The sequence below is a fragment of the Micromonospora sp. NPDC023737 genome (genome assembly GCF_040639715.1).
Classification (GTDB): Bacteria; Actinomycetota; Actinomycetes; order Mycobacteriales; family Micromonosporaceae; genus Micromonospora.
In genome coordinates this window covers 890,550-916,992 of sequence record NZ_JBFAAL010000001.1, presented here as the reverse complement: position 1 = coordinate 916,992, position 26,443 = coordinate 890,550, and the positions used below count along the sequence as shown (strand labels likewise).

General features: G+C 66.6%; 21 protein-coding genes. 8 read left to right on the top strand and 13 right to left on the bottom strand.

Annotated elements, in window-relative coordinates; translation table 11 throughout:
* Window positions 1–261 precede the first annotated feature (261 nt).
* From AB0F98_RS04020 to AB0F98_RS04005, 4 genes are read left to right on the top strand one after another with little or no spacing between them, the layout of a single operon-like run.
* Entirely contained in the window at window positions 262–1,872 is a 1,611-nt protein-coding gene (locus tag AB0F98_RS04020; RefSeq protein ID WP_357728231.1) for a type I restriction-modification system subunit M, read from the top strand.
* Window positions 1,859–2,668: a hypothetical protein gene (locus AB0F98_RS04015; RefSeq protein WP_357728228.1), complete on the top strand. Its 810-nt coding sequence runs from the start codon at window positions 1,859–1,861 to the stop codon at window positions 2,666–2,668. The genes AB0F98_RS04020 and AB0F98_RS04015 overlap by 14 nt, the downstream gene beginning before the upstream one ends.
* Window positions 2,665–3,309 (top strand): restriction endonuclease subunit S, encoded by a 645-nt coding sequence (locus AB0F98_RS04010; protein WP_357728225.1) that lies wholly within the window; start codon window positions 2,665–2,667, stop codon window positions 3,307–3,309. The genes AB0F98_RS04015 and AB0F98_RS04010 overlap by 4 nt, the downstream gene beginning before the upstream one ends.
* The gene (locus tag AB0F98_RS04005) at window positions 3,306–6,365 is read left to right on the top strand and encodes a type I restriction endonuclease subunit R (protein WP_357728222.1); all 3,060 of its coding nucleotides are present in this window, start codon (window positions 3,306–3,308) and stop codon (window positions 6,363–6,365) included. The genes AB0F98_RS04010 and AB0F98_RS04005 overlap by 4 nt, the downstream gene beginning before the upstream one ends.
* Window positions 6,366–6,375: 10 nt before the next feature.
* Here the strand turns inward: AB0F98_RS04005 and AB0F98_RS04000 are convergent, their stop codons facing one another.
* The 7 genes from AB0F98_RS04000 to AB0F98_RS03970 all read right to left on the bottom strand — a co-directional run bounded on the left by AB0F98_RS04000 (window position 6,376) and on the right by AB0F98_RS03970 (window position 12,529).
* Complete coding sequence (locus AB0F98_RS04000; RefSeq protein ID WP_357728219.1) at window positions 6,376–6,852, bottom strand: hypothetical protein; 477 nt, start codon at window positions 6,850–6,852, stop codon at window positions 6,376–6,378.
* A gap of 197 nt (window positions 6,853–7,049) precedes the next feature.
* Complete coding sequence (locus AB0F98_RS03995) at window positions 7,050–7,301, bottom strand: hypothetical protein (RefSeq protein ID WP_357728216.1); 252 nt, start codon at window positions 7,299–7,301, stop codon at window positions 7,050–7,052.
* 176 nt (window positions 7,302–7,477) lie between these two features.
* Window positions 7,478–8,500, bottom strand: coding sequence for a hypothetical protein (locus AB0F98_RS03990; RefSeq protein WP_357728213.1), 1,023 nt, complete (start codon window positions 8,498–8,500; stop codon window positions 7,478–7,480).
* 143 nt (window positions 8,501–8,643) lie between these two features.
* Window positions 8,644–9,636: an ImmA/IrrE family metallo-endopeptidase gene (locus AB0F98_RS03985; RefSeq protein ID WP_357728210.1), complete on the bottom strand. Its 993-nt coding sequence runs from the start codon at window positions 9,634–9,636 to the stop codon at window positions 8,644–8,646.
* Between the two features lie 37 nt (window positions 9,637–9,673).
* The gene (locus tag AB0F98_RS03980; protein ID WP_357728207.1) at window positions 9,674–10,636 is read right to left on the bottom strand and encodes a hypothetical protein; all 963 of its coding nucleotides are present in this window, start codon (window positions 10,634–10,636) and stop codon (window positions 9,674–9,676) included.
* A 109-nt stretch (window positions 10,637–10,745) separates the two neighbouring features.
* Window positions 10,746–11,624, bottom strand: coding sequence for a hypothetical protein (locus tag AB0F98_RS03975; RefSeq protein WP_357728204.1), 879 nt, complete (start codon window positions 11,622–11,624; stop codon window positions 10,746–10,748).
* A gap of 278 nt (window positions 11,625–11,902) precedes the next feature.
* Window positions 11,903–12,529, bottom strand: a complete 627-nt coding sequence (locus tag AB0F98_RS03970) for a hypothetical protein (RefSeq protein ID WP_357728201.1) — start codon at window positions 12,527–12,529, stop codon at window positions 11,903–11,905.
* A 116-nt stretch (window positions 12,530–12,645) separates the two neighbouring features.
* Here AB0F98_RS03970 and AB0F98_RS03965 point away from each other — a divergent pair, with 116 nt between their 5' ends.
* Complete coding sequence (locus AB0F98_RS03965; RefSeq protein WP_357728198.1) at window positions 12,646–13,563, top strand: PIN domain-containing protein; 918 nt, start codon at window positions 12,646–12,648, stop codon at window positions 13,561–13,563.
* A 660-nt stretch (window positions 13,564–14,223) separates the two neighbouring features.
* On the opposite strand, the gene AB0F98_RS03960 is transcribed toward AB0F98_RS03965, so the two are convergent.
* The 5 genes from AB0F98_RS03960 to AB0F98_RS03940 all read right to left on the bottom strand — a co-directional run bounded on the left by AB0F98_RS03960 (window position 14,224) and on the right by AB0F98_RS03940 (window position 22,281).
* Window positions 14,224–18,558: an NB-ARC domain-containing protein gene (locus AB0F98_RS03960; protein ID WP_357728195.1), complete on the bottom strand. Its 4,335-nt coding sequence runs from the start codon at window positions 18,556–18,558 to the stop codon at window positions 14,224–14,226.
* Between the two features lie 449 nt (window positions 18,559–19,007).
* The gene (locus tag AB0F98_RS03955) at window positions 19,008–19,841 is read right to left on the bottom strand and encodes an ABC transporter permease (protein ID WP_357728193.1); all 834 of its coding nucleotides are present in this window, start codon (window positions 19,839–19,841) and stop codon (window positions 19,008–19,010) included.
* Window positions 19,838–20,797: an ATP-binding cassette domain-containing protein gene (locus tag AB0F98_RS03950; RefSeq protein ID WP_357728190.1), complete on the bottom strand. Its 960-nt coding sequence runs from the start codon at window positions 20,795–20,797 to the stop codon at window positions 19,838–19,840. Before AB0F98_RS03950 ends, AB0F98_RS03955 begins: the two co-directional genes overlap by 4 nt.
* A 29-nt stretch (window positions 20,798–20,826) precedes the next feature.
* The gene (locus tag AB0F98_RS03945) at window positions 20,827–21,672 is read right to left on the bottom strand and encodes a DUF4097 family beta strand repeat-containing protein (protein WP_357728187.1); all 846 of its coding nucleotides are present in this window, start codon (window positions 21,670–21,672) and stop codon (window positions 20,827–20,829) included.
* 75 nt (window positions 21,673–21,747) lie between these two features.
* Window positions 21,748–22,281 (bottom strand): YlcI/YnfO family protein, encoded by a 534-nt coding sequence (locus tag AB0F98_RS03940; RefSeq protein ID WP_357728184.1) that lies wholly within the window; start codon window positions 22,279–22,281, stop codon window positions 21,748–21,750.
* Window positions 22,282–22,491: 210 nt separating this feature from the next.
* Here AB0F98_RS03940 and AB0F98_RS03935 point away from each other — a divergent pair, with 210 nt between their 5' ends.
* From AB0F98_RS03935 to AB0F98_RS03925, 3 genes are all read left to right on the top strand, one after another.
* A complete protein-coding gene (locus AB0F98_RS03935; protein ID WP_357728181.1) occupies window positions 22,492–23,046 on the top strand; it encodes a DUF1990 domain-containing protein in 555 nt (184 codons plus the stop codon).
* Window positions 23,043–23,756: a hypothetical protein gene (locus tag AB0F98_RS03930; RefSeq protein ID WP_357728178.1), complete on the top strand. Its 714-nt coding sequence runs from the start codon at window positions 23,043–23,045 to the stop codon at window positions 23,754–23,756. The genes AB0F98_RS03935 and AB0F98_RS03930 overlap by 4 nt, the downstream gene beginning before the upstream one ends.
* Window positions 23,757–23,962: 206 nt before the next feature.
* Window positions 23,963–24,958, top strand: coding sequence for an NADPH:quinone oxidoreductase family protein (locus AB0F98_RS03925; protein ID WP_357728175.1), 996 nt, complete (start codon window positions 23,963–23,965; stop codon window positions 24,956–24,958).
* Here AB0F98_RS03925 and AB0F98_RS03920 read toward each other — a convergent pair.
* Window positions 24,955–26,358, bottom strand: a complete 1,404-nt coding sequence (locus AB0F98_RS03920; protein ID WP_357728172.1) for a carboxylesterase family protein — start codon at window positions 26,356–26,358, stop codon at window positions 24,955–24,957. The genes AB0F98_RS03925 and AB0F98_RS03920 overlap by 4 nt on opposite strands.
* Window positions 26,359–26,443 lie beyond the last annotated feature (85 nt).

Sequence of the window (26,443 nt, the reverse complement as noted above, 5' to 3'; positions counted from 1 at the left end):
CGTCCGTGATTGGGTGTGGGCACGGTGGCTGCTCGGGAGCCGTTGGACCGGGATCGGCGTCGGTGGACGCGATGCGATGCCAGGCGGACGGGCCAGTAGATCAGGCAGAGCTGTCAGCTGGCTGGCCCAGTTCGACGGCAACCACGCGCTCGCCCGCGGTCGCGGCTATACCACCGTGAGTTACCTCGCAGGTGGCAAGTCGAGTGCTTCGACGAGGCCACTCCCTTGTCGCGCCGACGAGCTCTGGTAAGACTTCACCCTGTGACGACAGAGCCGGCTTGGACCACCGCTGCTGAGGACCGCAAGAAGGAGCGGGAGCGAGCTGAACTTCACCGGGTGATCTGGAAGATCGCCCACGACCTGCGTGGAAGCGTGGATGGCTGGGACTTCAAAGCGTACGTGCTGGGGACGCTCTTCTACCGATTCGTCTCCGAGAACCTGACGGCCTACCTCAACGAGGCCGAGCGCCGCGCAGGCAACGAGGACTTCGACTACCGCTATCTGTCCAACGCCGACGCCGAGCTCGGGCGCAAGGAGACGGTAAAGGAGAAGGGCTTCTTCATCCTGCCCCAAGACCTCTTCGCAAACGTGCGTGAGCGGGCTAGCAAGGATGAGAATCTCAATGAGACTCTGACGCGGGTATTCACCAACATCGAAGCCAGTGCGGTCGGCACCCCGTCGGAGGACGACATCAAAGGCCTTTTCGCCGACCTCGACGTCAACAGCAGCAAGCTCGGCCCCACGGTCGCGAAGCGCAACGAGAGGCTGGTCAAGCTCCTCGACGCGATCGGATCGCTGAACTTCGGCAACGGCGAGTTCAATGAGAACACCATCGACCTGTTCGGTGACGCGTACGAGTACCTGATGCAGATGTACGCATCCTCGGCCGGCAAGTCTGGCGGCGAGTACTACACACCGCAGGAGGTCTCCGAGCTGCTCGCCAGGATCACGGTGGTCGGCAAGACCGAGGTGAACAAGGTCTACGACCCCGCCTGCGGCTCGGGTTCGCTGCTGCTGAAGTTCAAGAAGGTGCTGCCCAATGGGGTCCGGCAGGGCTACTTCGGTCAGGAGATCAATCTAACCACGTACAACCTGTGCCGAATCAACATGTTCCTGCACGACATCCCGTACGAGAAGTTTGATATCGCCCACGGCGACACGCTGATCGACCCGTACCACTGGGACGACGAGCCGTTCGAGGCGATCGTCTCCAACCCGCCCTACTCCACGCGCTGGGAAGGCGACTCGAACCCGCTGCTGATCAACGACGAGCGGTATGCCCCCGCGGGCGTGCTGGCGCCGAAATCGAAAGCTGACTTGGCGTTCACGATGCACATGCTGTCGTGGTTGGCGGTCAACGGAACGGCCGCGATCGTTGAGTTTCCCGGTGTGCTCTACCGCGGCGGTGCGGAGCAAAAAATCCGCAGATATCTCATCGACAATAACTACGTCCACACCGTCATTCAGCTCCCACCGGACCTCTTCTTCGGCGTGGCGATCGCGACTTGCATCATCGTGCTGAAAAAGGCGAAAACCGACAACCGGGTGCTCTTCATCGACGCCTCGGCAGAGTTCACACGCCAGGGAAATAAGAACAAGCTCGCCGCCGGTCACCAAGCCAAAATTCTGGAGGCGTTCACCCGTCGAGCGCCCGTTGACCACTTCGCGGCTCTGGTTGACTATGAGGCCATCCGTGACAACAATTACAACATCGCTGTCAGCTCTTACGTCGCGGCGGAGGACGTTCGCGAAGCGGTCAATATCAAGGTGCTAAACGCCGAAATCTCCCGCGTAGTCTCCCGCCAGGCTGAGCTGCGTACCCAAATCGACGCCATTGTCGGCGACCTGGAATCTGACGATGCGACTGTCTGAATTGCTATCCAAAGCTCCTGCCAGTGAGGAAGCACAGGTCGAGCGCTTCCTCAACGCTCGCCTAGCCTGGGGTAAACATAAGACGATCGAGGTCGGCAAGGTCGCCATCAACTTCAAGTGCAAGACCTGCGACGATGTTCGGACGTTCATGTCGGGTGACAAGCTGTCCTGCCTTGGCGTTGGTGATCGTGTGGTAAGCATCGACGCGTGCCTCAAATGCCCGGTCTGCGGAGCGCCCGTAGAAGCCTGGTTCCTCGTAGTGTCCAGGGATGAACTCGACGGACCGGCACCGACCGTGAGGTTGGAGCGCTATGTAGACAACCGACGCGGCATGGCGAGTCGGGTCGGAGTCGGCGCAGGTGATTTCGATAACCTACTGGAGCGAGCGCAGCTCGCATACGAGGTGCAGCTAGGTGCAGGATCCATGGTCTACCTCCGGAAGATTTTCGAAGCAATCACCAACCAGGTCGCCGATATCGCAGGCATAACCACCATGGGCAACAATGGCCGACCCAAGCCGTTCCGACACCTCCTTCGAGAGGTTGATGAGCAGCATCACATCATACCCTTGGCGTTCTCCAGCGACGGATACAAGTTGTTCAGCGAGCTGAGTGAAGTCGTCCATGGCAATTCAAACGAGGAAGTGGCCCTGCAGAAGTACCACCCCTGCCGAAGCTTAGTTATCGGAATCATCCAGAATGTCGCCAGCGACCAGGAGATGAAGCGCGCGATCGATGCACTCGGATGGAATATTGGCAGAGTGAACGTCTCATCAAGTGGAGTGATGGCACCATGAGCAAGATCGGTAAACTGCTTGCCGAGCACTGCCCGGATGGTGTCAAGAGCATGAGGCTCGGTGAGATCGGAACCTTTGTCCGCGGACGTCGCTTCACTAAGGCTGACATGGTTGAAGAAGGAATTCCCTGTATCCACTACGGGGAAATCTACACAGAATATGGCGTGTCCGCGAGCGCCACCGTCTCGTATGTGAGAGAAGATCTGCGCAATCAGCTGCGCTACGCCCAGCCGGGGGATGTGATCGTCGCTGGTGTAGGGGAGACGGTTGATGATGTGGGTAAGGCCGTGGCATGGCTCGGTGAAGGAGAGGTCGCTATCCACGATGACTCATTTCTGTTCCGGAGCGAACTAAATCCGACCTACGTCTCCTACTACTTCCAGACGAGCGCCTTCCGCGCCGAGAAGGAGCAGTATGTCGCACGCGCCAAGGTGAAGAGGCTCTCCAGTAGCGGTCTGAGCAAAGTCACTATCCCGGTTCCTCCACCCGAGCTTCAGGACGAAATCGTACGGATTCTCGATAAGATGAGTGAGCTGCAAGCTGAGCTGCAAGCTGAGCTGCAAGCTGAGCTAGAAGCCCGCACGCGCCAGTACGAGCACTACCGAGACAAGCTGCTGAAGTTCAAGGAGCGGGTGGCGTGAGTCCGGCCAGCGGAGTGGAGGCACCCGACTCGGCGCTACGATATGCGCCCATCGCGATGAGCGACCAATCCACCGTCGTTGCGGCGTACGAGCCGGACGATGGTGTCGATCAGAGCTACCAGTCCGAGGCCCAGCTTGAAGCTGAGTTCATCGAGCTGCTCGAGCAGCAGGCGTACGAGCGACTTCGCATTGCGTCATCGGCTGACCTGGAGGTAAACCTTCGGCGTCAGCTGGAGCTGTTGAACAGTGTGGTTTTCAGTGACGATGAGTGGAATTGGTTTTTCGCCAAGAAGATTGCCTCGAAGAATGAGGGCATCGTCGAGAAGACGGCGCGCATTCAGGAGGACCCGATCCAGGTCCTCGCGCGTGACGACGGCACGAGCAAGAACATCAAGCTGATCGACAAGTCGAACATCCATGCCAACCGACTCCAAGTGATCAACCAGTACGATACGATCGGTGAGGGTGCCGGTACGGCTCGCAAGCACCGCTATGACGTGACGATCCTGGTTAACGGGTTGCCGCTGGTGCATATCGAGCTGAAGCGGCGTGGGGTGCCCTTGAAGGAGGCGTTCAACCAGATCAACCGCTACCAGCGGGAGTCGTTCTGGGCCGATGCCGGACTGTTCGAGTACATCCAGCTCTTCGTGATCTCCAACGGCACGCACACCAAGTACTACGCGAACACGACTCGTGCCCGGAAGGTGGCTGAGTCCGAGGGCGGCAAGCGTAGGCGTAAGCAGACATCGAACTCGTTCGAGTTCACCTCGTGGTGGACCGACGCGGAAAACCGGCGCATCGGCGACCTCACCGCGTTCACGCGTACCTTCTTCGCCAAGCACACGCTGCTGAACGTGCTAACGAAGTACTGCGTCTTCGACGTCTCTCGCATCTTGCTGGTGATGCGGCCCTACCAGATCGTGGCGGCTGAGCGCATCCTGCGGCGAGTGGTGTCCTCGGCGAAGGCGACTGGGCCGAAGGCCGGCGGCTACATCTGGCATACAACAGGGTCGGGAAAGACGCTGACATCGTTCAAGACCGCGCAGCTTGCGTCGAAGATGGAGGGTATCGACAAGGTTCTCTTCGTAGTGGACCGCAAGGACCTCGACTACCAGACGATGCTGGAGTACAACCGCTTCGAGAGGGACTCGGTCAACGGGTCACGCTCGACCGCCGAGCTCAAGCGGCAACTCCAAGATCAGAACGCCTCGATCATCGTCACCACGATCCAGAAGCTGTCGCGGTTCATCGAGCAGAACAAGGGCCACGAGATCACCGAGGGTCACGTGGTGTTGATCTTCGACGAGTGCCACCGGAGCCAGTTCGGGGATATGGGGACCGCGGTGCGCAAGGCCTTCCGCCGCTCCCACCTCTTCGGGTTTACCGGCACCCCGATCTTCCCGCAGAACGCCGGCGGGGCGACAAAGGACACTACCGAGAATATCTTCGGCGACCGACTGCACAGCTACACGATCCTGGACGCGATCAACGACGGGAACGTGCTTCCCTTCCGCGTCTCCTACCAAAACACCGTGCAGGCAGCAGACGACGTCGAAGACAAGCAGGTCGCCGGAATCGACATCGAAGAAGTGCTGCGCCATCCCGAGCGAATTCGGAAGATTGTGGCGTATGTCCTCGACCACTTCGATACCAAGACTATGCGCACCCAAGGGTACAGCCTGAGTGAGAAGCGAGTACGTGGCTTCAACTCGATGCTGGCGACCGCGTCAATCCCCGCCTTGAAGATCTATTATGACGAGTTCGCCCGGCAGCAGACCGAGCGTGCGGCCGCGGATCCGTCCTACCAGCCGCTGAAGATCGCCACGATCTTCAGCTACGCGGTCAACGAGGACGAGGAGGTCGGCGGCATCCTCGATGACGAGGCGATGGACGCGGACCAGCTCAACGCCTCGTCCCGCGACTTCCTTGAACGCGCGATCAGCGACTACAACGTCACCTTCGGCACGACGTACGACACCTCGGCGGCGAAGTTCGAGAACTACTACAAGGACCTCGCGCGTCGAGTGAAGGATCGCGAGGTCGACCTGGTCATCGTGGTCAATATGTTCCTGACCGGGTTCGACGCAACCACACTGAACACGCTGTGGGTGGACAAGAACCTCAAGTCCCACGGGCTGATCCAGGCGTTCTCCCGCACCAACCGGATCCTCAACTCGGTCAAGGCCTACGGCAACATCGTCTGCTTCCGCAATCTGGAGAAGGCCGTCGACGATGCCCTGGTGCTCTTCGGCAACTCCGAGGCCAACGGAGTGGTGCTGCTCAAGCCGTACACCTACTACCACACCGCGTACGTCAGCCTGGTTGAGCAACTTCTGGAGCAGTGCCCGCCCGGAACCGAGCCATTCGGGGAGGCTCAGGAGAGGGCGTTCGTCGTGCTCTTCGGCCGGATCCTCAGACTGCGCAACATCCTGACCTCCTTCGACGAGTTTGCTCACGACGAGTCGCTGCCACCGAGGCAACTGCAGAACTACACGAGCGTCTACAACGCACTCTGGGAGAGGCGCCGCAAGCGGGACACCGGCGAGAAGGAGTCAATCCTCGACGATGTCGTCTTCGAGATCGAGCTCATCAAGCAGGTTGAGGTCAACTTCGACTACATCCTGATGCTGGTACAGAGGTGGCGTGACGAGGGCCAGGCCAATATGGGCGACGAAGGCAGGATGCCGCTGCGTGCCATCGAGGATGCCATCGATGCCAGCCCGTCGCTGCGAAACAAGAAGGACCTGATCATGGAATTTGTCGACTCCATGTCGGTCACCGGCGAGGTCAACGACGACTGGCGCGTCTTCGTCACTCGACGACGAGAAGCCGAACTCGCCGAGATCATCGACGCCGAGCGCCTTCGGCCCGAGCATACGAAGTCGTTTATTGAAGCGGCCTTCCGCGACGGCGCGATCGCAACCAACGGAACGGCGATCACCCAGGTCCTGCCACCGGTCTCGCGCTTCGCGAAGGACAACAACCTCGGCGCCAAGAAGGAGCGCGTCATCGCGAAGCTGACCGAATACTTCGAGCGCTTCTCCAAGCTGGCTTGAAAGGCACCGCCTATCTGGCCCACCAGGGAGCAAGCGCGGCGAGGTGGGCGCGTACGGCATCGGTGAAGGCGGTCTCCAGCGGGAGTAGCGACGATAGGTCGATGACTGTCGGCGGGATGTTCATCGCGGGGTCCTCGGTGATTGGCGTGGCTTGCCATGCCTCGCGCATCGCACCCCCGGCGACCTTGCGCAGTTCGCGCACGAGAGCGGTGTACGCCTCGCCCACGGTGCTGGACTCGGCGGCGGTCCAAGCGGTGAAGTAGCTCAGTTTGCTTTGGATCTCCCGCGTTGCTTCGGACAATCGGACACGCTCGGCGGCACCGTCGTCGTGGCGGCGCCGACGGATCGCGTACGGCATCTCCTTGTATGCCGCGTACGCCTGAAAGGCGCTGGCGAATAGGTCACGTTGCCGGGCGCGTTCCTCCTCACGGCTCTTGCGCCGCGAGGTCCACACCGTGATACAGGCGGTCAGGACTGCAGCAAACACCGCCCCGGAAAGTACGCCGGCCACGGCCAAGGTTGAGGCCGCTTGCGGCTGCGGGGCCTGGGGCGGCGGCCCGGTCCCGACCGTTGCCACGACGATCGCGCTACTGCTCGACAGCGGTACCGGGGGAGCGGCGCTGGAGAGGGCCGGCACGAGGCCGGCTAGTGCCGTCGGCGGTGGGGTAGGGGGCACACGTTCTCCTAACGGTTGTGGGGTGCCTCGTCGCCAACCCACTCGCCCGTCCTTCGCCACCATTCTTCCCGAACCAGATGCGCGACGACATGCCCGAGCAGCGCCGCCGCGCCATCGCGACGCAGCCACCGCTGCTCCGGGCCGTCGAACGGCCACCACATGCACAGCTCCCCACCGTCGTAGCGGTGCGGGGACTCAGTGGGTCCGTCTACGAACACCCGTGGCACCTCCGGCGAGCCGGTGGAGAACACGATGGTCACCTGCCTCGGTTCAATACCCGGCGGGAACACGGTGCACCGCACCGCGTACCCGCCCCGGAACCGCCGAGGTGGGCGAACTACCCCGACTGGCACGCCGGTGGCGGCGAGCTGAGCAGCGAACCGTAGCCGTGGAGCCGGCCTGGCGAACCAGGCCGGCTCCCGCCAGGGCCTCCGGGTCACCGCGGCGACCGGCCGCCGTAGGCGCGGGTCGGGACCACCAGCGCCGCCGGCCCGGCGAGCCCCAGCGCGGTGGTGGGTACCGGCTGGCGCTGGCGCAGCAGGTCGGCTACGGCGGCCAGCCCGTTGTTGTTCGGGTCGTCGATGTACTTCCAGAACATCTTGTGCAGCGCCGCCTGCACCGCCATCTCGTCGGTGTCGTTCGCGAGGGCCTCGGCGAGCGCGTCGGCGGCCTTGCGCAGCCGGGTCGCCACGACCGTGCGGTCGAGCAGCAGCTTCAACGGTGCGGACACCTCGGCGGGGTCGGGCGTGGCGTACCCACGGCTGATCCGGGTGGCCGCGCGGTCGAGCACCGTGTGCAGGGCGGTCGGCACGCCCATGCCGGTGTCGACGAACTCCCACGCGAGCGTGGACAGGTGGAACGACGACATGCCCGGGGTCGTGTACTGCTTGTTCCAGGCCTTGAGGAGCCGGATCACGATCCGGCGGGTCGTGCGCAGCGGGGCCGGTCCGGCGTTGAACAGCTGGACATGGCCCTCGGGGTGCGAGGCCTCCCAGCGGTCCTTCTCCAGGTTCGGGATCCACAGGCCGTCGCCGTCGCGGCGGGTCAGTGCCACGACCAGGTCGACCGTCGGGTCCTGGCCATCGACCGGGGCGCTGAACGACAACTTCGGTCCACGCTTCGAAGTGCCGCAGCGTGCCTTCGGGTACGTCTTGCGGACTCCCGGACCGAGTAGCGCACACAGCTGCTCAGCCACCCTGGTCGGCGTCTCACCCCCGCCCTCCGGGCCGAGGTTGGGGTAGCAGCGACGGTCGAGCACGAGCCCGCCGTCGCCGTCGGTCACCGGGTGGTTCATGGTGTGGTGCGCCAGTGAACCGCTGGCGTAGGTCCGGAGCGAGCCGGGCAACCCCGTCGCGAGGTCGCGCACCAGCTGCAGCCGGACGCGGGCCTCCTTCAGCGGGACGTCGCTGGCGTCGATCTGGAGACGGACGGTGGACAGGAGTTCGGCGGTGTGACCCATATGGTGGCCCCCAATCCGCGCTGCATCGCGGCGCAGCGCTTCGTCGGCAGCACCCTGGTCGGGGTGCTGAAGGGCCGTCGGTGGCCCTCATCCACCTCTGACGACGCATCTCGGGATCCGTCCAACCTGCGATGACGCGCAGGTCAGAGGCAGTCCCGGCAAACCGTTCCGCCGGCCGGGAACATGGCCAGCCCGTACGTCAACATGCAATGCTCGCAGCGGCGCTCGCGTTTCAGCGTGCATGTGCAGTGTCCGGAGGGACAGCGGGGCTCGTTGCAGGTGGCGCAAAGGCCGGTCACCTCGAAGAGGTTGCCGCACACCTCGCACTCGGCCTCGGTCGGCTGCCGCTGGGCCGGCACGCCGGGCCGGGGTGGGGAGAACGTCTGCCACGGGGCGTGGTCCGTCACCAGGACGGCGATCAGGTAGCCGTCGCACCATGCGGCCTGCCCGTAGAGCGGGTCGCTGCTGTGTCCGGAGCGGTAGCGGATCGTGGTGCTGTCGGCGGTGAACGCCGCGCCGTCGGCACGCCACGGGTCGCGCAATGCGGCGGCGACCAGCGCTGTCTGGGACTGGTCGCTGCCGCGAGCCGGCGGGTAGATGCCCTTGGCCGTGGCGAACGACACGGCGCCGTCTGCGTCGTAGAGCACGACCGCGCCGAAGCTGGCGAGGTGTTCGGCCGCACGGACGACGCAAGCGGCGCGCGACGCGCTGGACTTGCGGTAGAGCGCGACGATGTCGCCGGCCGTGGGCGTCTGGTCGCCGAAGCAGCCGGACACCACCGCGTCGGGCAGTAGCACTCGGGCAGCAAACAGGTCGCAGGCGTCGTCCTCGAAACGGTCGTCGGCGGCCATTAGGATCCTGGTGCCGAGGTCTGTGTCGGTGTTCTGAAGATGGTGGCCGAGCTCGTGCAGCGCGGTGAACTGACGACGACCTGGTGAGGCCGACACGGCCACGCAGAGCGTTGGCGGCTGAGTTTCGTCGTTGTAGCTTCCCGCCACCGAGCACCCCCCGGCGGTCGACGAGGTCTCATCGACCAGCCGCACCTGCACGTCCGGCCAGGTCTGCACCTCGGCGAGCGCATCGACGCGCAGCCGGTCAAGTACGCCGGGCTGGCGCTGTTCCACCCGGTCCAGCATGGCCATAGCCTGCGTCTTTACGGCGGCCGATGTTGCCCTACTCGCCATGCTCGGCTCCGCTTGTCGCGGTTTCGGAGGCTGCGAGCCATTGGCCGATCCGCCTGCGCCAGTCCGGGGCGGTGCCGCCAGTCTGACGAAACGCCATCGCGAACGTTCCAGTCCCGGCTCGAAGCCGTGCGACGTCTTCTGAAACGTCCAAACGGCGGGCGATCGATCGCCATGCTGTCCGCCATCGCGGCTGCTCCAATTCCACCGCAAGGTCCGCAGGCAGCCCGCCCGTCGTCGCCATGATTTCCTCGGCGGCGTAGCCAAGCAGTTGAGCCAGGACCTCGGCCTGCTGCAGGGTCACCGGCTGCTTTCCCTGCAAAATCTTCATCACGGTGGGCTGTGGGAGCCCGAGAGCGGTGATCACGGCAGGTAGTCCCACACGGGCGGCGGCCGACTTGAGGTTCACGGCCTGCGCTGCTTGTACCGGGACCAGCGGCGCGGCTCCCAGGACGTCAAGATCGTCCGACAGGCTGGCGCGGACCGCGGTACTGCTGTCGAAAGGATTGACAGCCGGCCGTCCTCGACGGGTACCTGGAGGGGGTGTGCGGATGGTGCCGGTTGAGGTGTCGGCGCACCAGGCGGTGATACTGGCGGACCAGTTGTCGATAGCGCGGCTAAGCGTCCCGGTCGGAATCGAGGTGGCCAGCCCTGCCCATGCTGTGACCTCAACTGGAAGCGTTGTGCAGTCCGGGCTAACGAGGAGACTTTGCTCGTCTTCCCCGGTCGGCTCGACCGACACCGGCACGACGTGCCAGTGCCGCCCCTCCGTAGAGAGGAGCAGTACCAGCTGCGAGACGTTGTCCCATTCGGCCTGCCACACCTGTCCGGTTGCTGGTTCGACCTGGCAGGGATCGCCGAGCCGGTCACACAAAGCCGCAGTGGTCAGTGTGCGGGGGACCTGTAGCGACTCCGCGAGGCGGCGCAGACGGTCAGGCAGCTCGGCCATCACCATGAACCTCCTCTGGCACTGGGGCACGCTCTACCAGGAACTGACGGCACACCAGCCAAATTGTCCAATCCCAGCAAGCGGGCGGCGCTGGCGTGCCCCTCTAGGGCACCTATTAGCCGGTACACAGCACCAGTACCTCCCGCCCAACCTGCTCGGGGTCGTCACAGGCGCCGGTAAGCTCCTGAATCAGGACCTTCAAATTCTTGATCTTGGTGTAGGCGGTGCTGCGTCCACAGCCCAGATGCGCCTGAACGGCCGAAACGTCGACAAGCAGAGGGAGTAGCTGCCGCTCCTGGGACGTGAGCTGGGCGAAGATGCTGGCTGCGAGGTCGATCTGCTCGGACGCCTCCAGCTGAACCTCCCATGCAAGGTCCGGAGGCAGCTCGGTGGCCTGGACCGGGTGGCGCTCCTCGTCGATCGCACGGGACTCCGGGTCGAGCGTCGCAGGGAAGCGCTGCACGATCACCGCTACGAGCTGATGCAGCTCGACACTCTTACCACCGGCGGCTTCAAGCACCTCCCGCAATACGGCCGTCAAATCAGCAGCGTTGGCGATCGGAGGTCGCCGAGTCGGATCACTCCAGCGAACCGCTCGGGCAGGCACCCGATAGGCAGCGGCAACTAGGTCCTCGATGCGCCCGCCCCAGGGCGGCCCGTCGGTGTCTGACAAGCGCCACCGCCCCGCGCCCGGCTCGCCTTCGGCAACCATCTCGAACGTCGAGTCCTCGGTCAAGTGCTCTCGGAGTCGGCGCAGCACCGATCCGACGTCGGTCTTGCGGACCCCGTCAACTAGCCAGTTATATACGATCTTGGACAGCAGCGGCTGCATGGACTCGTCGTCGCTTGCCCCTGTAAGGATCGCCGTGACCGTACGTTCCCAGCGTTGCTCGGCAAAGTCCTGCACAAAGTCAAGCACAAGATCATCATCCATGTGCCGACCATTGTGCAGGATCGGAAGACGTTTCAACTGCGTCCGCATGACCTTGGTCAACAGTGCGAGGAAGTCGCTGCCGACCTGGCCTTCTCGCAGGCTCGCCAGGATGGAAACCCCGATCTCCCCTCATCGCTAGCCTTTGCTGACTCGACGTTCTATAGCTCAGACCGTGCGGTGACCACCATTACCGCATCAGCTGGTATCCAGTTGGGCTCCCGCACCAGACCGGCCGCAACGTAGACGACAAGGTCTTGGCACCACATCCGGCCGAGGTAGAGGCAGCAGGACCATCCCGTGCTGCCTGCTGCCCCTACCTTCCGCGCGAGTCGGAGCCTCTACCTCTTCGCCAGTTCGCGGATCTTCTCCTGCCCCCGCACGGAGACGTTCAGCGCGGCGAGCGCGCTTACGATGACATCGACGTTGAGCAGGCCATCGGTTCTGAGGTCGTCCAACACATTGCGGGCGCGATCCTGATCGAACTTCGGGCCGTAGCCGTTGTTGCCGTAGAACTTCAAGCGGTCCAGGTGCTGGCGCAGCCGTTCGTCGAGTACCTCCGTCTCCCCGGTGATCAAGTTGACGGCACCAGTGACCATCGCCCAGCCGCGCACAGGATTGGAGACGCTCTCCACCACACACAGCGCCGACCCCTGCGCCCTGGCGATCGCCAGGGCGAGCACCTCACTAGTGGGAACGTACGCCAGGACCGGGCCGCGGACGCCGGGCAACGAGCTGGACCGCGTGGTCAGGTGGTTGCGGCCGCGGGTGAACCGGCTGAGCACCTGGCTGCCCGCACCGTTGTCGAACGAGTGGGTCACCAGAACGACAGTGCCGCCCGAGTGGGATGCTTCCGCATCCAGCCACCGCAGGGCCAGCGCTGAGGCTGTGTCCCAATCTCGTTCCGGATCGTCGTCCGGCACCCATGCAGCGCGGTAGGGGATCGACACTCCGGTTTCTGCAACCATCTGACCATTGTGCTCGCTCCGGCCCGTGAGGGCTGGCTTCGCCACGTGCGCTGTCCGGATGTTGAATGCTGTCCGAAAGTCAGTTGCGATTGCCGCCGATCGTCACTGCTGCTTGGGTGGACAGCGCTGGCAAGATCGTCGTCATGCTCGTCACCCTGTCGCCCGGCGCCCAGACATCCCACGTGCTCGACCTGCTGTTCCGGGCCAAGGCCACGATCGGGAATAACCACGGTGACCTGACCAAGTACCTGGACTGGGCGAACGAGAACGCCCGGGTCCTGCGCAACCAGATCCGGCCCACCGACATCGACCGGCTCATCTTCACGCCACGGTTCTGGCACCTGGCCGAGTTCGGCGACCGCCGTGACCGGTTCACCCAGGACCTGCTCAGCGCCGAGCTCACCGAGCGGGCCGACGTGTGGGAACAGGCATGGTCAGCGCTGAAGGCCGAGATCGACAGGTGGAGCTCCGACGCCTACGTGATAGTGGTGGACACCAGCGTCTTCATCCACTACCCAGACAAGATCCGCGACATCGCGTACGCGGATCTGCTCAACATCGGGTACGAAGAGGTACGCCTCGTGGTGCCCCGGGTGGTGATCGACGAGTTGGACCGGCTCAAGGAGTCGGGCAACCAGCAGAGCCGATGGCGTGCCGCGCACACCCTAGGCGTTCTGGACGAGCTGCTGGAGCACCCGCGATCACGCGTGACGATCCGCGAGGCCGATAACCACAAAGAGGTCATCGAGACCGGCGGTGTCCCCCACGACAAGGTCACCATCGAGGTGCTGTTCGACGATGCGTACCACGTTCGGCTGACCGACAGCGACGACGAGATCATCGACAGGACACTCGCGCTGCAGCCCTACACCCGAACGCTCCCCGTCCGGCTGCTGACCATGGACACGAGCATGGCCCTGCGCGCCCGGATGCTCGACGTACGAGTCCTCAAGCCAACCAAGGACATCGGCGACGAGCCGGCCAAGCCGGGGCCCAAGCCGACGGTCAAGACCAAAGCCGCGCCAGTCCGGTAGGCGTCGCACGGTGTGGCGATAATTCCCAGCCGGACCGCCCTGATGCGGGAGCGCGGCTGCCGATCCGGCCGGGGCGCTGCAGCACCAGCCGCACCGTTCCTTGGCGCATGACCACCATCAAGACGCTCCATGCGGCAACGCAGGAGAGTTCAGGTCCGGTGATCCTGGCTTGTTATCAGGTTGGGCCTCGTCCCGCTGCATGTGCAAAGTCCGCTGGTCGACGAAGCAGGCTGGTTGGCCCGTTACTGACGCCTTGCTTCAGGGGTCGGTCGTAGGACCAGGGGATTTCGGGCACCTCGACCGCGTCGATGGTATGGCGCCGGAGTCGGTTGAGTAGGTCTTCGTGCCATGGTTGGCCGGACGCGATCCGGTCCGTCTGGAGCCGGTCGAGTTTGCCTGGTCGCGGCTGAGTGGGTACGGCAGGACGTGTCCTTCGATCTTCGCCGGTCCTGGGGACACTCCGTACGGGGCGAAGTCGCCCAGCTCTCCGGAGGACCGCTCGTGCGGCGTCCTACAGGGCTTTCCACACATCGGGTTCGGGGAGCGTAGTGCGTCGGCGCGGTGTGCGGTGGCGATGTTGCGGCGACGTACGGCGTGTCCGCCGAAGCATGCCATGCCTGGTGAACCGGCCAGGCTGGGTTTGGGTATCGTTGCATAGATTTACGGTCGCCAATCAAACAAATAGAACCCACGGCTGCCGCTGAGACAAAGCCCCGAACGGTCGGGAATCCACCGGCAGTTGGTCAGCGGCCCGTCTACCCGCATCGCCGCCAGTGGCTCGCCGATGCGGCTCCAGATCCGAACGGTGCCCATTCCGCCTGCGCCGTCGGCCACCGCGATCCAGTCGTTGCCGGGTGAGATAGCTATGGCCGTGACCGGAGCGGTGCCGCTGAACTTGCGCAGTAGGACGCCGGTGTCGGGGTCCCAGATCCGCACTGCTCCGGCCTCGTCGCCGGTGACGATCCAGGTGCCGTCATCGGCGATCGCGATGTCGGATACCGCGCCACGATGATTCGGAAGTATCAGGCGGAGTACACCGGTCCGCGCGTCCCAGACCCGTGCGGCACAGCTTTCGTGTTCGTTCATCAGCGCCTCGCCGGTCACCAGCCAGGCGCTGTCGGGGGCGATAGTGATCGCCTCGACCCCCTCGCAGTGTCCGGGAAGCACGTGCCGTACCACCCCGTCGCGCACATCCCAGAGGGTGACCGGAAACTCCTTGTCGCGCGAGCGGCCCGATCTCGTGACGGCGAGGAAAGTGCCGTCCGGAGCTACTGCGGTCGCCCCGGCACCGAAGGGGTAGTCGTCCAGCCGCAGCACTTGCCGCGCTACACCGGTCGCGGCGTCACGGATGAACGCCGCGTACAAATGGGGCAACGACGTGACATGGGCGGCCGACTCCCTGGTCAGGAGCCACGCGCCGTCCGGGCTGACGGCGGCCACCGATTCGAGGACGCCGTCGCACCTGCGCGTCGTCCAGCGGCGGTTCCCGCCCGGGAGAGTCACGGCCTCGATGCGCTGCCCGTCGGAGACGGCGAGCCAGCTTGGACCTGCGACCAGGGTCGTGGCCATGGCCGGTCCGATGACCGGGCGTGACACGCCGGTATCGAGGCTGGCGAGCCGGGGCCCTTCGGCGGCGACGAAGGCCACCTCAGTGCCGCCGGGTAACAGGTCGAAGGCGGGGTACGCCATCGCCGGCACGGTGTGGTCGCGCCATTCGGTGGCCCAGATCCGCACTGTCATGTCGCTGTCCCGGCGTACGTCGCTAGCGCGGTCTCCGGTCACGAGCCAGGTGCCGTCGGGTGCGACCGTCAGGGCTCCGACACTGCTGCTGTGCCCCTGGAGTTGGTCACGGAGCCGGCCGTCGCGTGTGTCATGGATGCGGACCATAGATCCGTCGGGTCCGTCGGCGGTGATCGCGAGCCAGGAACCGTTCGGGGCGACTGCCAGCTGGGCCAGATCGGCCCGACCTGCCAGCTGGAAGCGTTCCGTACCACTGACCACATCCCAAACGAGTACCGAGCCCGTGTAGTCGTGACAGGTGAGCCATGTCCCGTCGGCCGCGACCGTCATGGTCGGCCATATCATGGATGTCGGGAAGGTGTGGCGGAGCGTGCCGTCCGTATTCCATAGCCAGACCGTGCGAGCGCGGTCGACAGCGCCGAACCAGCTCCCGTCCGGGGCGACCGTCATCTGGTCTACGCCGCCGATCGGACCAGCGACCCGCCGGATGCAGCGGCCGTCCGCCGTGTTCCAGATCTGGACTTCACAGGGCTCGTCATCCGCCGAGGCGTCGTCGCCGGCGACCAGCCAACCACCGTCCGGTGAGAACGCCACCGTCTGCGGCCAGGCGTCCTCGTCCGCCAAGGTCCGGAGTAGCTCGCCGGTGGCGAGGCACCAGATCCTGACCACGGTGCGTTCCTGGTCCGGGTCGTAGTCGACGAGGGCCAACCAGCGATCATCCAGGCTGACCGCCCCCTGCACCCTCTCGGAGTGGTACAGGACGAATGCCGTGTCGAAGGTGTACTGCAACGTGCCGGTGTGCGCCTCCCAGATTCGGACGCGGCCCCGGTCGGCTCCTGCGGTTTCCGTCGTGATGAGCCGGGCACCGTCGTGACAGGGCAACACCTCGTCGATCATGCAAAAAGCCTCGTTGTGGAAGGTCGCGACCGTCGCAGTCGTGACGGCGTCCCGAACCGTCACCGTGTCGTAGCCCGCGAGCGAGGCGAACCACTTGCCGTCGGGCGAGATCGCGAGGCGGCGGATGCCGTCCACGTAGCCGCCGATCACCCGTCGCGCCGCAGGGTGCGGTGGGTCGGGTAAGGGCCAGCGGTTCGTCAGCTGCGGGCCCGTCAGGTGCGGCCGAAACTCATCAACTGTTTTGTCCAAGCCGGGGGTGCCCGCCAGCCGGGTGACGAGCACGGCGCCGAGGGACGCAGCCGGTTCCACCCGCTCGAACAGGTGGGCGTGCTGCCGGATCGCGGCGGCCAGCCGGGCGGCGACTGGCGAATTGACCCGGGTCAGGTCGGCCTCGATGGCGGCGGTCCCACGGGTCGCGATCTGCGCCCGGGTCCACCGGAGGTCCTCGACAAGGCGGGCGGCGTCGTCGGCGGGCAGATGCTCGATCAGGTGCTCGGACAGGTAGCGGTGCTTTTCCGCCATCTCCCACCAGGGTCCGTCGCGGCCGACGCCGGCGAGGAAGTGCGCATTTGACGTGCGTATGCCTTCGGTGCCGACACGCTGTCGGAGGTAGGCGCGGAGCACATCGTGGAGCCGCAGGGTGCGCTGGTCAAAGCGAAGATCGGTCACCAATGACAGGTCGGCCATGGCGATGCATGCCTGTTCGACGGCCGCCCGGTCGAGGCCGCTGGTCTCTCGCCAGTAGTGCTCGAGTAGGTCCAACGGGATCTCGCTGTCTTCGGCAAATACGGCCAGCTCCAAATAGCGGGCGCGGGTGCCGGGCGGCACTTGATCGAGGCCGACCTCGACGGTTACGGCGACCGCCTCGGCCCGCGACCCGGAGCTGGCGATGTCGAGCGCGGCTGGTCCGTCTCGCCGCAACCGGTCGGTCAGCAGAGCGATGGCGGAGGCCGAGTTCATGCCGGAGCGGATCATTCGGCCCAGGATCCGGTTGGCGATGCTGAGCAGAACCGGCCAGTGGCCGGTCACCGTGCAGAGCGCGTCGACCGCGGCGGTGGGGGCGTCGGTAATCCCGCGGGTCAGCACGTCAGCGGCTTCGGCATCGCTCATCCGATCGACCAGAACAACCGATGACGCGTCGGCGAGCAGCGCGGCGTTACGGGTGGTGACGATCGTGGTGCAGTTCGCGGGGCCGGTTAGGAAAGGTGCCAGCTGGGTGGACTGCCACACATCATCGACGACCAGCAGGATCTTGCCGGGTGAGTCCTCGATGGCTCGGCCGAGCAGGAAACCGGCCTGCTGGGGATCGCTCAGGCCGGGTCGCGTACCGGTGAGCCGTTCGGTCAAGTCATTCAGCTGTGAAGCGAGCGCCGGACCGTGCACGTCCGCGCCCACCGTGGTCCAGAGGTGGCCGCCGTACCGCGCTCTGATCTCCGGCATCCGGCAGACCTGGGCGACCAGCGTGCTCTTGCCGAAACCACCTGCGCCGTGCACGCCGGTCACCATCGTGATGCCGAACGGCTCGGTAGATAGGAGCGCGTCTCTCAACTCCGCCGCCAGACCGTCGCGCGCCACCAGCGCGCCCAGATGAGGGGTGTCCCACGGCAGCGGCTGGCCCCGGGCTGAAGGCTTGATGACGGCCCGCCGCCGGATGGTTGCCCGGTCAATCGACAGGCGCTCCGTGGCCAATTCCAGCCCAAGCGCCACCAGTGTGCTCCAAGCATGACGCCCACCTGGCCCGAGCGCGGCGATCGCGGCAGCCTCCGAGATGCCACCGGCGGCCACGTCCAGCACCGTCACATCCATGAGTCGCCAGAACCGCACGCGTTCGTCGTTCGTCAGCGGGCGTCCGGTCTGCGCCTGGCAGTGACGGTTGAGGAGCATCTCGGTGGTCCGCTGGACCTCGGTCTCGACCTTGGTCAGTGGGTTGGCGGCATACCCGTCGGCGTTCGAGCGTGCCGCCTTGACGAGCTTGCGAAGCGTAGTGCGGATCTTGCTTGACGCATCGTGCGTGGTGGCAATGACGTATCGCTCCCCATCTGAGTTGGCGGAAGCGAGGAACTGGCCGACGAATTGCGCTAACACCGACGAGTAGTCCGATGCCGGGGCATCGGACAGGCTCAACGTTCGCTTCGCCTGAATGTAGGCTGTTGGCCCATCGGTGACGACGACCAAGTCGTCGATCAGGTCGCCGGTCTCGAACCGGAGCGACGTCACCGAACAGCCGTGCCACATCTCGCCGAGCATCGTGAGATCCGGCTGATCAGACACCATGAAGGCCATGATCGACGCAGCGACACGCTGTTGGAAATCGATGCCGGCGTTGGTCGCCGCTCCGCCACTGCCTCCCCGCCGCATCTGCTTAAGATAGCGGCCAAGGCACCGCCTCCCTCACCTCGTCGGGGCGCCCCATACATCGGCCAGTTCGAGGCCGCTGTCTACCGAGCCCCGGATCAACAGATCAGGTTGCGGGCACATTGGTGCTCAACGGGTGCTCGGGCGCCGTGGAAGGGTCCGTGGTCGGGTGGACTGACTGGGACGCTGACTCGACCGAATCGGGCCATGACCGCGAGCAGATGGATTCACGCGACCCGGTTGGACCGGTTGACTCGACCAAGATCAAGCTCTTAATCCGCGGGTTCGGGGTTCGAGTCCCTGGCGGCGCACCAACGTCAAGAGCTCTGGCTCGGTGGTTTCCCACCTCGCCAGAGCTCTTCCTGTTGCAGGCCCACCATCAGCACCCGGTTCGGGCGTCGGGACGTCTGAACCCCGACGCGGTCCTCTGCGGTGGGCAGATTTCGGCGGGATCAGGACTCGCGGTTGAACAGTCGCTTCGACCAGAGGTATCCGGCCAGTGCGATGACGGCGCACCAGGCGAGCGCGATCCAGGCGTTGTTTCCGATCGGCGCGTCCATCAGCAGGCCACGCAGGGTTTCGATGATCGGCGTGAACGGTTGGTACTCGGCGAACCAGCGCAGCCCGGCCGGCATCGAGTCGGTGGGGACGAACCCGCTGCCGAGGAAGGGCAGCAGCAGAAGCGGCGCGGGTAGGTTGCTCGCGGTCTCGACGCTCCTGCTCACCTGGCCGAGCGCGACGGACAACCAGACGAGGGCGAAGGTCACCGCGACCAGGAAACCGGCCGTGGCCAGCCACGCGCCCGGCCCGGCGGTGGGCCGGAAGCCGACCAGGAGCGCCACGCCGATCACGATCGCGAGGCTGATCATCGTCTGGATCATGCTGCCCAGGACGTGTCCGGTCAGCACCGATACGCGGGCGATGTGCATGGTGCGGAACCGGGTGATGATGCCTTCGGTCATGTCCATGGCGATCGAGATCGCGGTGCCCTGGACGGTGGCCGCCACGGTCATCAGGATGATCGCCGGTGCCACGTAGTTGGCGTACGCGGCGCGCCCGCCGGCCGCGCCGCCGGGCACCGTCCCGCCGAGCCCGGCGCCCAGTGTGCCGCCCAGCACGTAGACGAAGAGCAGCAGAAAGACGACGGGCATCCCGACGAGCATCAGGGTCATCGACGGGTACCGCAGCATGCGCTTGAGGTTGCGGCGCAGCATCGTCGCCGAGTCGCGTAGTGGGTGGAAACGGAGGCTTGCCGGAGCCGGGCCGGTGAGGACGGTGGTGCTCATCGGGTGGTCACCTTCTCGTTGGCGGAGTCGCCGGTGAGGGCGAGGAAGACGTCGTCGAGGTCGGGGGTGTGCACGGACAGCTCGTCGACCTCGATGGCCCGCTCGTCGAGCCGGTCGATCAGGGTCTTGAGCGAGCGCAGGCTGCCGTCGCTCGGCACCCGCAGGGCGAGGGCGTCGTTGTCGCGTGCGGCCTCACCCAGCACGCCCATGGCGGCGTCGAGACCCTGTGGGTCGGCGAACCGCAGGCGAACGTGCCCGCCGGGGATGCGGCGCTTCAACTCCTCCGCGGTTCCCTCGGCGACCACCCGGCCGTGGTCGAGGACCGCGATCCGGTCCGCCAGCTCGTCGGCCTCCTCCAGGTACTGGGTGGTCAGGAAGATGGTGACGCCGCCGGCCACCAGGTCCCGGACGATCTGCCACATGTCCCGGCGGCTGCGCGGGTCGAGTCCAGTGGTCGGCTCGTCGAGGAAGATCACTTGCGGGTTGCCGACCAGCGTCATCGCCAGGTCGAGCCGGCGCAGCATGCCTCCGGAGTAGGCCGATGCCGGCTTCCTGGCGGCCTCGGTCAGGCCGAACTGGTCGAGGAGCTGGGCGACGCGCCGCCGCCCTTCGCCCCGGGTGAGATGGTGCAGATCCGCCATCAGCCGCAGGTTCTCCTCGCCGGTGAGCAGCTTGTCCACCGCGGAGAACTGGCCGGTGACGCCGATCGCCGCGCGTACCGCGTCCGGATCGCGGGCGAGGTCGTGCCCGGCGACCTGGACGTCACCGGCATCGGCTCCGAGCAGGGTGGACAGGATCTTGACGGTAGTGGTCTTCCCCGCACCGTTGGCGCCCAGCAGCGAGAAGACCGTGCCCCGTGGCACGTGCAGATCGAGACCGTCGAGCACGACGTGGTCGCCGAACGATTTCCGTAGCCCGGCGACGGCGATCGCCGACCGGGGTTGCGTGGTGGTCATGGTTGCCTGCCTCCGGGGCCGTGGATGGGTCAGGAGCGGTGGATGATGATGTCGCCGTAGGAGGTGCGGCCGCGCACCTCGACGGTCTCGTCGGTCTGGCCGGGTCGGTCGGTGCTGTCCAACTCGTTACGCATCTGCCCGAATCCGGTGTCGACCTCCAGCCAGGCGGCGGTGCCTTCGGCGATGCCGACGTCCAGGTCGCCCATGGCGGTGCCGAGGACGATCGAGCCGCGGACCACCTCACCGAGCCGGATGCTGCCGTTGGAGGTCTTCGCGTCGACGCCGGCACCGGCCCGTTCGACGTGGATGTTGCCGTTGGCCGCACGCACCCGCAGGTCGCCGGTGATCGTGCCGATCGTGGTGTCGCCGTTGGAGTTCTTGACAGTCGCGGTGCCCTCGACCTCGCCGATCTGGACCTTGCCGGAGCCGGTGGAGATCTCGGCGTTGCCTGCGATCGCCTCGGCGGTGACGTGACCGGCCGACGTGCTCAGGCGCAGCGGGCCGGTTCGCTCGAGCTGGACGTTGCCGGCGGAGGTCTTGAACCGGCACTGCCCGAGCCGGCCGGCGCAGCGGTAGTCGCCGACCTGCATTTCGGCGGCCACCTGTGAACCGCTGGGCAGTTCGACGGATACGTCGACCGACCGGGTCTTGCGGGAGAAGTCGAAGGCGCGCACCTTCGGACCGATGATCCGCAGCGTGCCGTTGCTGTAGTCGACCCGGACCTGCTGGGCGGCCTTCACGTCGGACTCGTCGGCTTCGTCGCTGGGGCGGACCTCGACGACGGTGTCGCTACGGTCGCTCGCGGCGATCCGCACCTGGCCGACGCCGAGCTCGAGGGTGACGGAGATCGGTTCGGGGGTCTGGTAGCTGGGCATGGTTGTCTCCGCATCACAAGTGGTTGGTCGTCCCCGCGGGCCGGGGACGTGGGGTGAGAAGAGCGCGCGGTGCGGCTAGCGGACCCAGCCGGTGAAGCGCTGCTGGGTCCGCTTCGCGCTGCCACCTGGCTCGGGACGCTGATCGCGCTCGGAGCGCTGCAACCCGGCCGCGGCAGCCCGGACCAGCCAGGCGTTGACCGAGCGCCCCTCCTTGGCGGCGGCCTCCTCGATCGCGGCCTTGAGCTGCTCGGGCAGCCGTACGTTGATCCGGGCGCTGGGGCCGTCCTCGGCGATCAGGAGGTCGCTGTCCGCCGTGCCGCCGGACGTCGCCGTCGCGTCCTGCGGCGTGTGGCCGAGCGGCTCCGCGGATGGCAGGGTCACGACGAAGTTCGGGTCACGCCCACGCAGGCGCAGCTCCACCGACCCCGGAGCCAGGTCCCGGGTGATCTCGTCGGCGGCGGCCGACAGCGCGTCCAGCAGGGTCATCCGGATCGCCGACTCGAGCGCCCCGGTCAGGCGCTCGACCAGCACGCGCCCCTCTTCACCGCCGGCTTCGGCGAGCGCGGCCATCTCACGCCCGAGGTTGCTCACGTACGAGGTCAAATCCATGGTGCCAATATGGCACACGTATGGCACCACATGCAAGTCATCTTGGCTCAGTTCGGTGTCACGATTGGCTCCAACTGACGCGTCAGTCGGGAAAACGCAGGTCAAGCGCGGTGCGGCTACCGGGTCGGCCGCCAAACCCGAGATGACCCGGCTGACCGAACGCCGATGATCAGACGTGTGCCACGCCACCCGTCAGGTAGACACGGGGGTGTGCTGCGGTTCCCTGGTGATCAGAAGCGACTCGATGCGCTCGCGGCGGCCGAGCTGACGTACGCCGATCCCGGGGCCACGCGCGGCGGGCTGCCGCCGGGTTACCGCCATGCGCGACGTGACGCGGCACTGGGGTTCGGCCGCGCCGTCTTCGAACGGGCCGTCGACGGGCTGCTGACCTGGGAGATGCACCGCCGCGCGGGCATGGCGGTGACGGCATCGGAGCCGAACGCCGTACCGGGGGCAGTCGTGGTGTTGCGGTTGGGGATCCCCCCGCTCGGCTTCCTCATCCCGTGCCGCGTGGTGTACCGCGTCGAGGAACCGGATCGGCGGGGCTTCGCCTACGGGACGCTGCCTGGTCACCCCGTGCGGGGCGAAGAGTTGTTCGTCGTGCGGCTCCAACCCGACGGCGAGGTCCGCTTCGCCATCTCGGCGTTCTCCCGCCCCGCGTCACTGGCGGCCCGGCTCGGCGGCCCGGCAGGCCGCAAGGTGCAGGCCGTCTTCACCGACCGCTACGTTCGAGCCATGCAGCGTATAGCCGAGCATCCGGCGTGACGGTTCACCACGAGGTCCCGCCGCGCGACGGGCCGACTCCGCGCGTCGTGCGCGCAGCGGATCTCGCCGGTTTCACCGCCGCCCAACTGCTGGACGTGACGACGGCCGTCATGGCGATCCTGGCCCTGCCGCAGTCGGCGGCCGACCAGGTCGAAGCGCTGGCGGTGCCGACCGGTCAAGGCGAACAGTGGCGTCTCACCCATGCCATCCGACGCTGGGAGAGCAACCGGGACATCAGGCATCTGCTGGTCGCGAACGGGAACCCGGCGGAAGACACGTACCAGGAGATCTCGTGGCCCTACCTGCGCGGGCTCGGCCTTCGTCGCCTCGACGGGGTCCGGCTTCAGGCCGAGCCGGCGCCCAACACCGGCCTGCAGGCCGCCTGGATCGCCGCTGAGGTGAAAGAGTCCGGCATCACGAGTCTCGCGCTCAGCGTCTCCGCGTACCACCTGCCCCGCGTCTACCTGACGGTCCTCAAAGCGCTCAGCCGGAGCGGGATCCGCATTCCCGTCATGCCGGACCCCGTGCCGGTCTCGCCCGACCGAGCCGCCCCCGAGACGCGAGCAACCGCCTACGACCTGCTGCCGGGCGAGGTGGAGCGCATCCTGCGGTACAACGCCAGAGGATGGGTTGCCACGCTGGAGGAACTGCAGCGATACCTGCGTTGGCTGTGGAACGACCACAGGATGCTGGCTGCCCGCCCCGACTGAACCGGACACGGCGCAGGCGGGCGAGGCGACGCGCCGCCCGGCACTCCCGGGCTCGCTCCGAGTGCTGGCCGCCCATCGGAAGACCGTCGGCGCGCGCCGGCCTTCGAGCCACGTGCCGGGCTGTGTCGAAGTCGTCACCGGTGAACGTGGCAGGCGGCAAGATCGTGATGAGGTGTTGTCGGCACATCAACAGCAGAGGGGCCGAGATGTTTTCTGGTCGTGCGTGGCGCGTGGCGCGGTTCGGCGTCCCGGAAGAGGCGATCGAACTTCAGGAACTCACCTGGCCCGAGCCGTCCACGGGACAGGTGCTCATCCGGGTGCGAAGCGCGGGTGCCGGGTTTCCCGACGCGATGATGACGGCGGGAGAGTTCCCGCTGCTCGGCGATCCTCCGTTCGGGCTCGGCGAGGAGGCGGCCGGCGAGGTCGTCGCCGTACCGGCAGGCTCTCGGTTCACGGTGGGTGACCGGGTGACGGGCATCACCGAATTCCTCAACGGCTGGGGAGGGTACGCCGACTACGCCTACCTGAGAGAGACATCGACCGTCCGCATCCCCACGGGGATGACGGACGAGCAGGCCGGCGGGTTCCCGATCGGGTTTCGGACGGCGTACACCGCTCTGGTCGAGCGCGCCCCGGTCGAGGCGGGGCAGACACTGCTGATCCTGGGCGCGGCCGGCAGCAGCGGCGCCACCGCGATCCAGCTGGGCAAGGCACTGGGCGCGACCGTGATCGCGGTGGCCGGCAGCGCCGAGAAGCTGGAGTTCTGCGCCCGGTACGGCGCGGACCACGGGGTGAACTACCGCACGCAGGACCTCACCGCTCGGATCGCCGAGATCACGAACGGACGAGGTGTGGACATCATCTACGACCCGGTGGGTGGCGAGACCGCGGCCAAGGCCATGCAGAGTCTCGTCCGCAACGGCCGGATCGCAGTCGTCGGCCTCGCCAGCGGCGCACCCGTGGCGGTGGATCCGATGCAGCTGATGCTGCGTAACCAGACCGTGATCGGCGTGCTGTCCATGCCCAAGGAGGATCCGCAGGCGGAGGCCGCCGTCTGGCAGCGCCTCGCCGACCTGGCCGAGCAGGGCGTCATCACCACACCGGTGGGCACGGTCTACGGCTTCGACGAGGTACCGCGGATGGTCGCGAACCAGACCGCGCCGGGGGCGGGCAAGTCCGTGGTCCGGGTCGCGGCGAACTAGGCGAGGCGGCGCACCTCGGCGGCCCGGCCGGAGTACCCGGCCCAGCCCTGCGCGGCCAACGCCTCCGCGCCGCCGGACGCGAACGACAACCACGCCGAGCGGATCTCGGCACCCCGGTCGGCCACCTCGGCCCAGCTCAGTCCGGCGAGCATCGGCGCGTTCGCCCACGCGGCCTCGTCGCCGAAGAGCAGGGGGAGGTCGCTGCAGTGGCAGGCCCGGTACGGCGAGGTCGAGGCCGGCTCGTCGATGCGGTACGCGAAGACCCGGGCCCCCGCCCGGGCCAACAGCCGGCCGAACCGGAGGGTGGGGCGGGCGAAGACCGCCCGGGTGGCCAGGTCGATGACTGCGTTCTCGACGGCGCGTCCCAGCACGGGGACGTGCCGGGAGATCGGACCGTCGGCCAGGAAGTAGGCGATCTCGCGGCGGGTGCTGCCGAGCACCACCTCCAGGTCCTCCGCGTCCTCCTGAGCGGCGGCCCGCCAGCCCCGTACGTCCGGCAGCGGATCCGTGCCGGCGACCGGCCCGTACACCGGGGCCATGCCGAACCCGGCGCGTGCCGCCAGGTCGCGTTCGGTCAGCTGCTGTGCCGCGATCACCTCCGCCGTCGACGCCTCCCACGGATCCCGCCCCAACCGGGTGAGGAAGCGCTCGGCCACCCGCTCGGCCAGGGCGGGGCTGCCCAGACCCAGACCGAGCGGTGGGCTCTGCAGCACGGCACGGCGGAACAGCGTGCGCGCCTGTGTCACACCCAGCAGGCAGGCCACCGAGTGGGCGCCCGACGACTGGCCCACCACCGTGACGTTCTCCGGGTCGCCGCCCAGATCCGCGGCGTTGTCACGTACCCACCGCAGCGCCTCGATCTGGTCGAGAAGGCCGAGGTTGCCGGGGGAGACGCCGGGTGACCGCAGGTAGCCGAGCGCGCCGAGCCGATAGTTGACGCTCACCACGACCACGTCGCCCTCGCGGGCGAGCCGGTCGGTCCGGTAGCGGTCCCAGGAACCGGAGCCGGAACGGTACGAGCCGCCGTGCAGCCAGACCAGCACCGGCCGCCGCGCCTGGTCGGCCGCTGGGGTCACGATCGTCAGATTCAGGCAGTCCTCCGACTGGAGGCCCAGTTCGGACATCCCGGCGGGCCCCACGGACCGGGCCGGTGGCTGCGGGCTGACGCCGCCGTGCTTCCGCGCGTCGCGTACCCCGGACCAGGGTTTCTCGGGCACCGGCGGGGCGAACCGCGCCGCGGTCGCGTACCGGACGCCGCGCAGGACCGTCAGACCGCTCTCCCGTGCGCCGCGCAGCGTGCCCCCACGCACGCCGACCAGCACCTCCTGCGTCGTCGCCGACGCGTCGGGCCGGGCGGAATCGACGCCGGCACCATCCTGCACGAACGCCTCGGACGTCACCGTGATCCCGCCTCTCTCGCAGGTTGCGGGCCGGACGGCGACGACCCACCGGAAAGAACGCGCAACGGTAGCCCCGCGGGTCAGG

Excerpts from the sequence above, each read along its gene's own strand:
- AB0F98_RS04015 (WP_357728228.1), top strand. The coding sequence starts at position 1,859 with ATGCGACTGTCTGAATTGCTATCCAAAGCTCCTGCCAGTGAGGAAGCA.
- AB0F98_RS04010 (WP_357728225.1), top strand. The coding sequence starts at position 2,665 with ATGAGCAAGATCGGTAAACTGCTTGCCGAGCACTGCCCGGATGGTGTC.
- AB0F98_RS03990 (WP_357728213.1), bottom strand. The coding sequence starts at position 8,500 with ATGGGTCACACCGCCGAACTCCTGTCCACCGTCCGTCTCCAGATCGAC.
- AB0F98_RS03985 (WP_357728210.1), bottom strand. The coding sequence starts at position 9,636 with ATGCTGGACCGGGTGGAACAGCGCCAGCCCGGCGTACTTGACCGGCTG.
- AB0F98_RS03980 (WP_357728207.1), bottom strand. The coding sequence starts at position 10,636 with ATGGTGATGGCCGAGCTGCCTGACCGTCTGCGCCGCCTCGCGGAGTCG.
- AB0F98_RS03970 (WP_357728201.1), bottom strand. The coding sequence starts at position 12,529 with ATGGTTGCAGAAACCGGAGTGTCGATCCCCTACCGCGCTGCATGGGTG.
- AB0F98_RS03960 (WP_357728195.1), bottom strand. The coding sequence starts at position 18,558 with ATGCGGCGGGGAGGCAGTGGCGGAGCGGCGACCAACGCCGGCATCGAT.
- AB0F98_RS03955 (WP_357728193.1), bottom strand. The coding sequence starts at position 19,841 with ATGAGCACCACCGTCCTCACCGGCCCGGCTCCGGCAAGCCTCCGTTTC.
- AB0F98_RS03950 (WP_357728190.1), bottom strand. The coding sequence starts at position 20,797 with ATGACCACCACGCAACCCCGGTCGGCGATCGCCGTCGCCGGGCTACGG.
- AB0F98_RS03945 (WP_357728187.1), bottom strand. The coding sequence starts at position 21,672 with ATGCCCAGCTACCAGACCCCCGAACCGATCTCCGTCACCCTCGAGCTC.
- AB0F98_RS03940 (WP_357728184.1), bottom strand. The coding sequence starts at position 22,281 with ATGGATTTGACCTCGTACGTGAGCAACCTCGGGCGTGAGATGGCCGCG.
- AB0F98_RS03925 (WP_357728175.1), top strand. The coding sequence starts at position 23,963 with ATGTTTTCTGGTCGTGCGTGGCGCGTGGCGCGGTTCGGCGTCCCGGAA.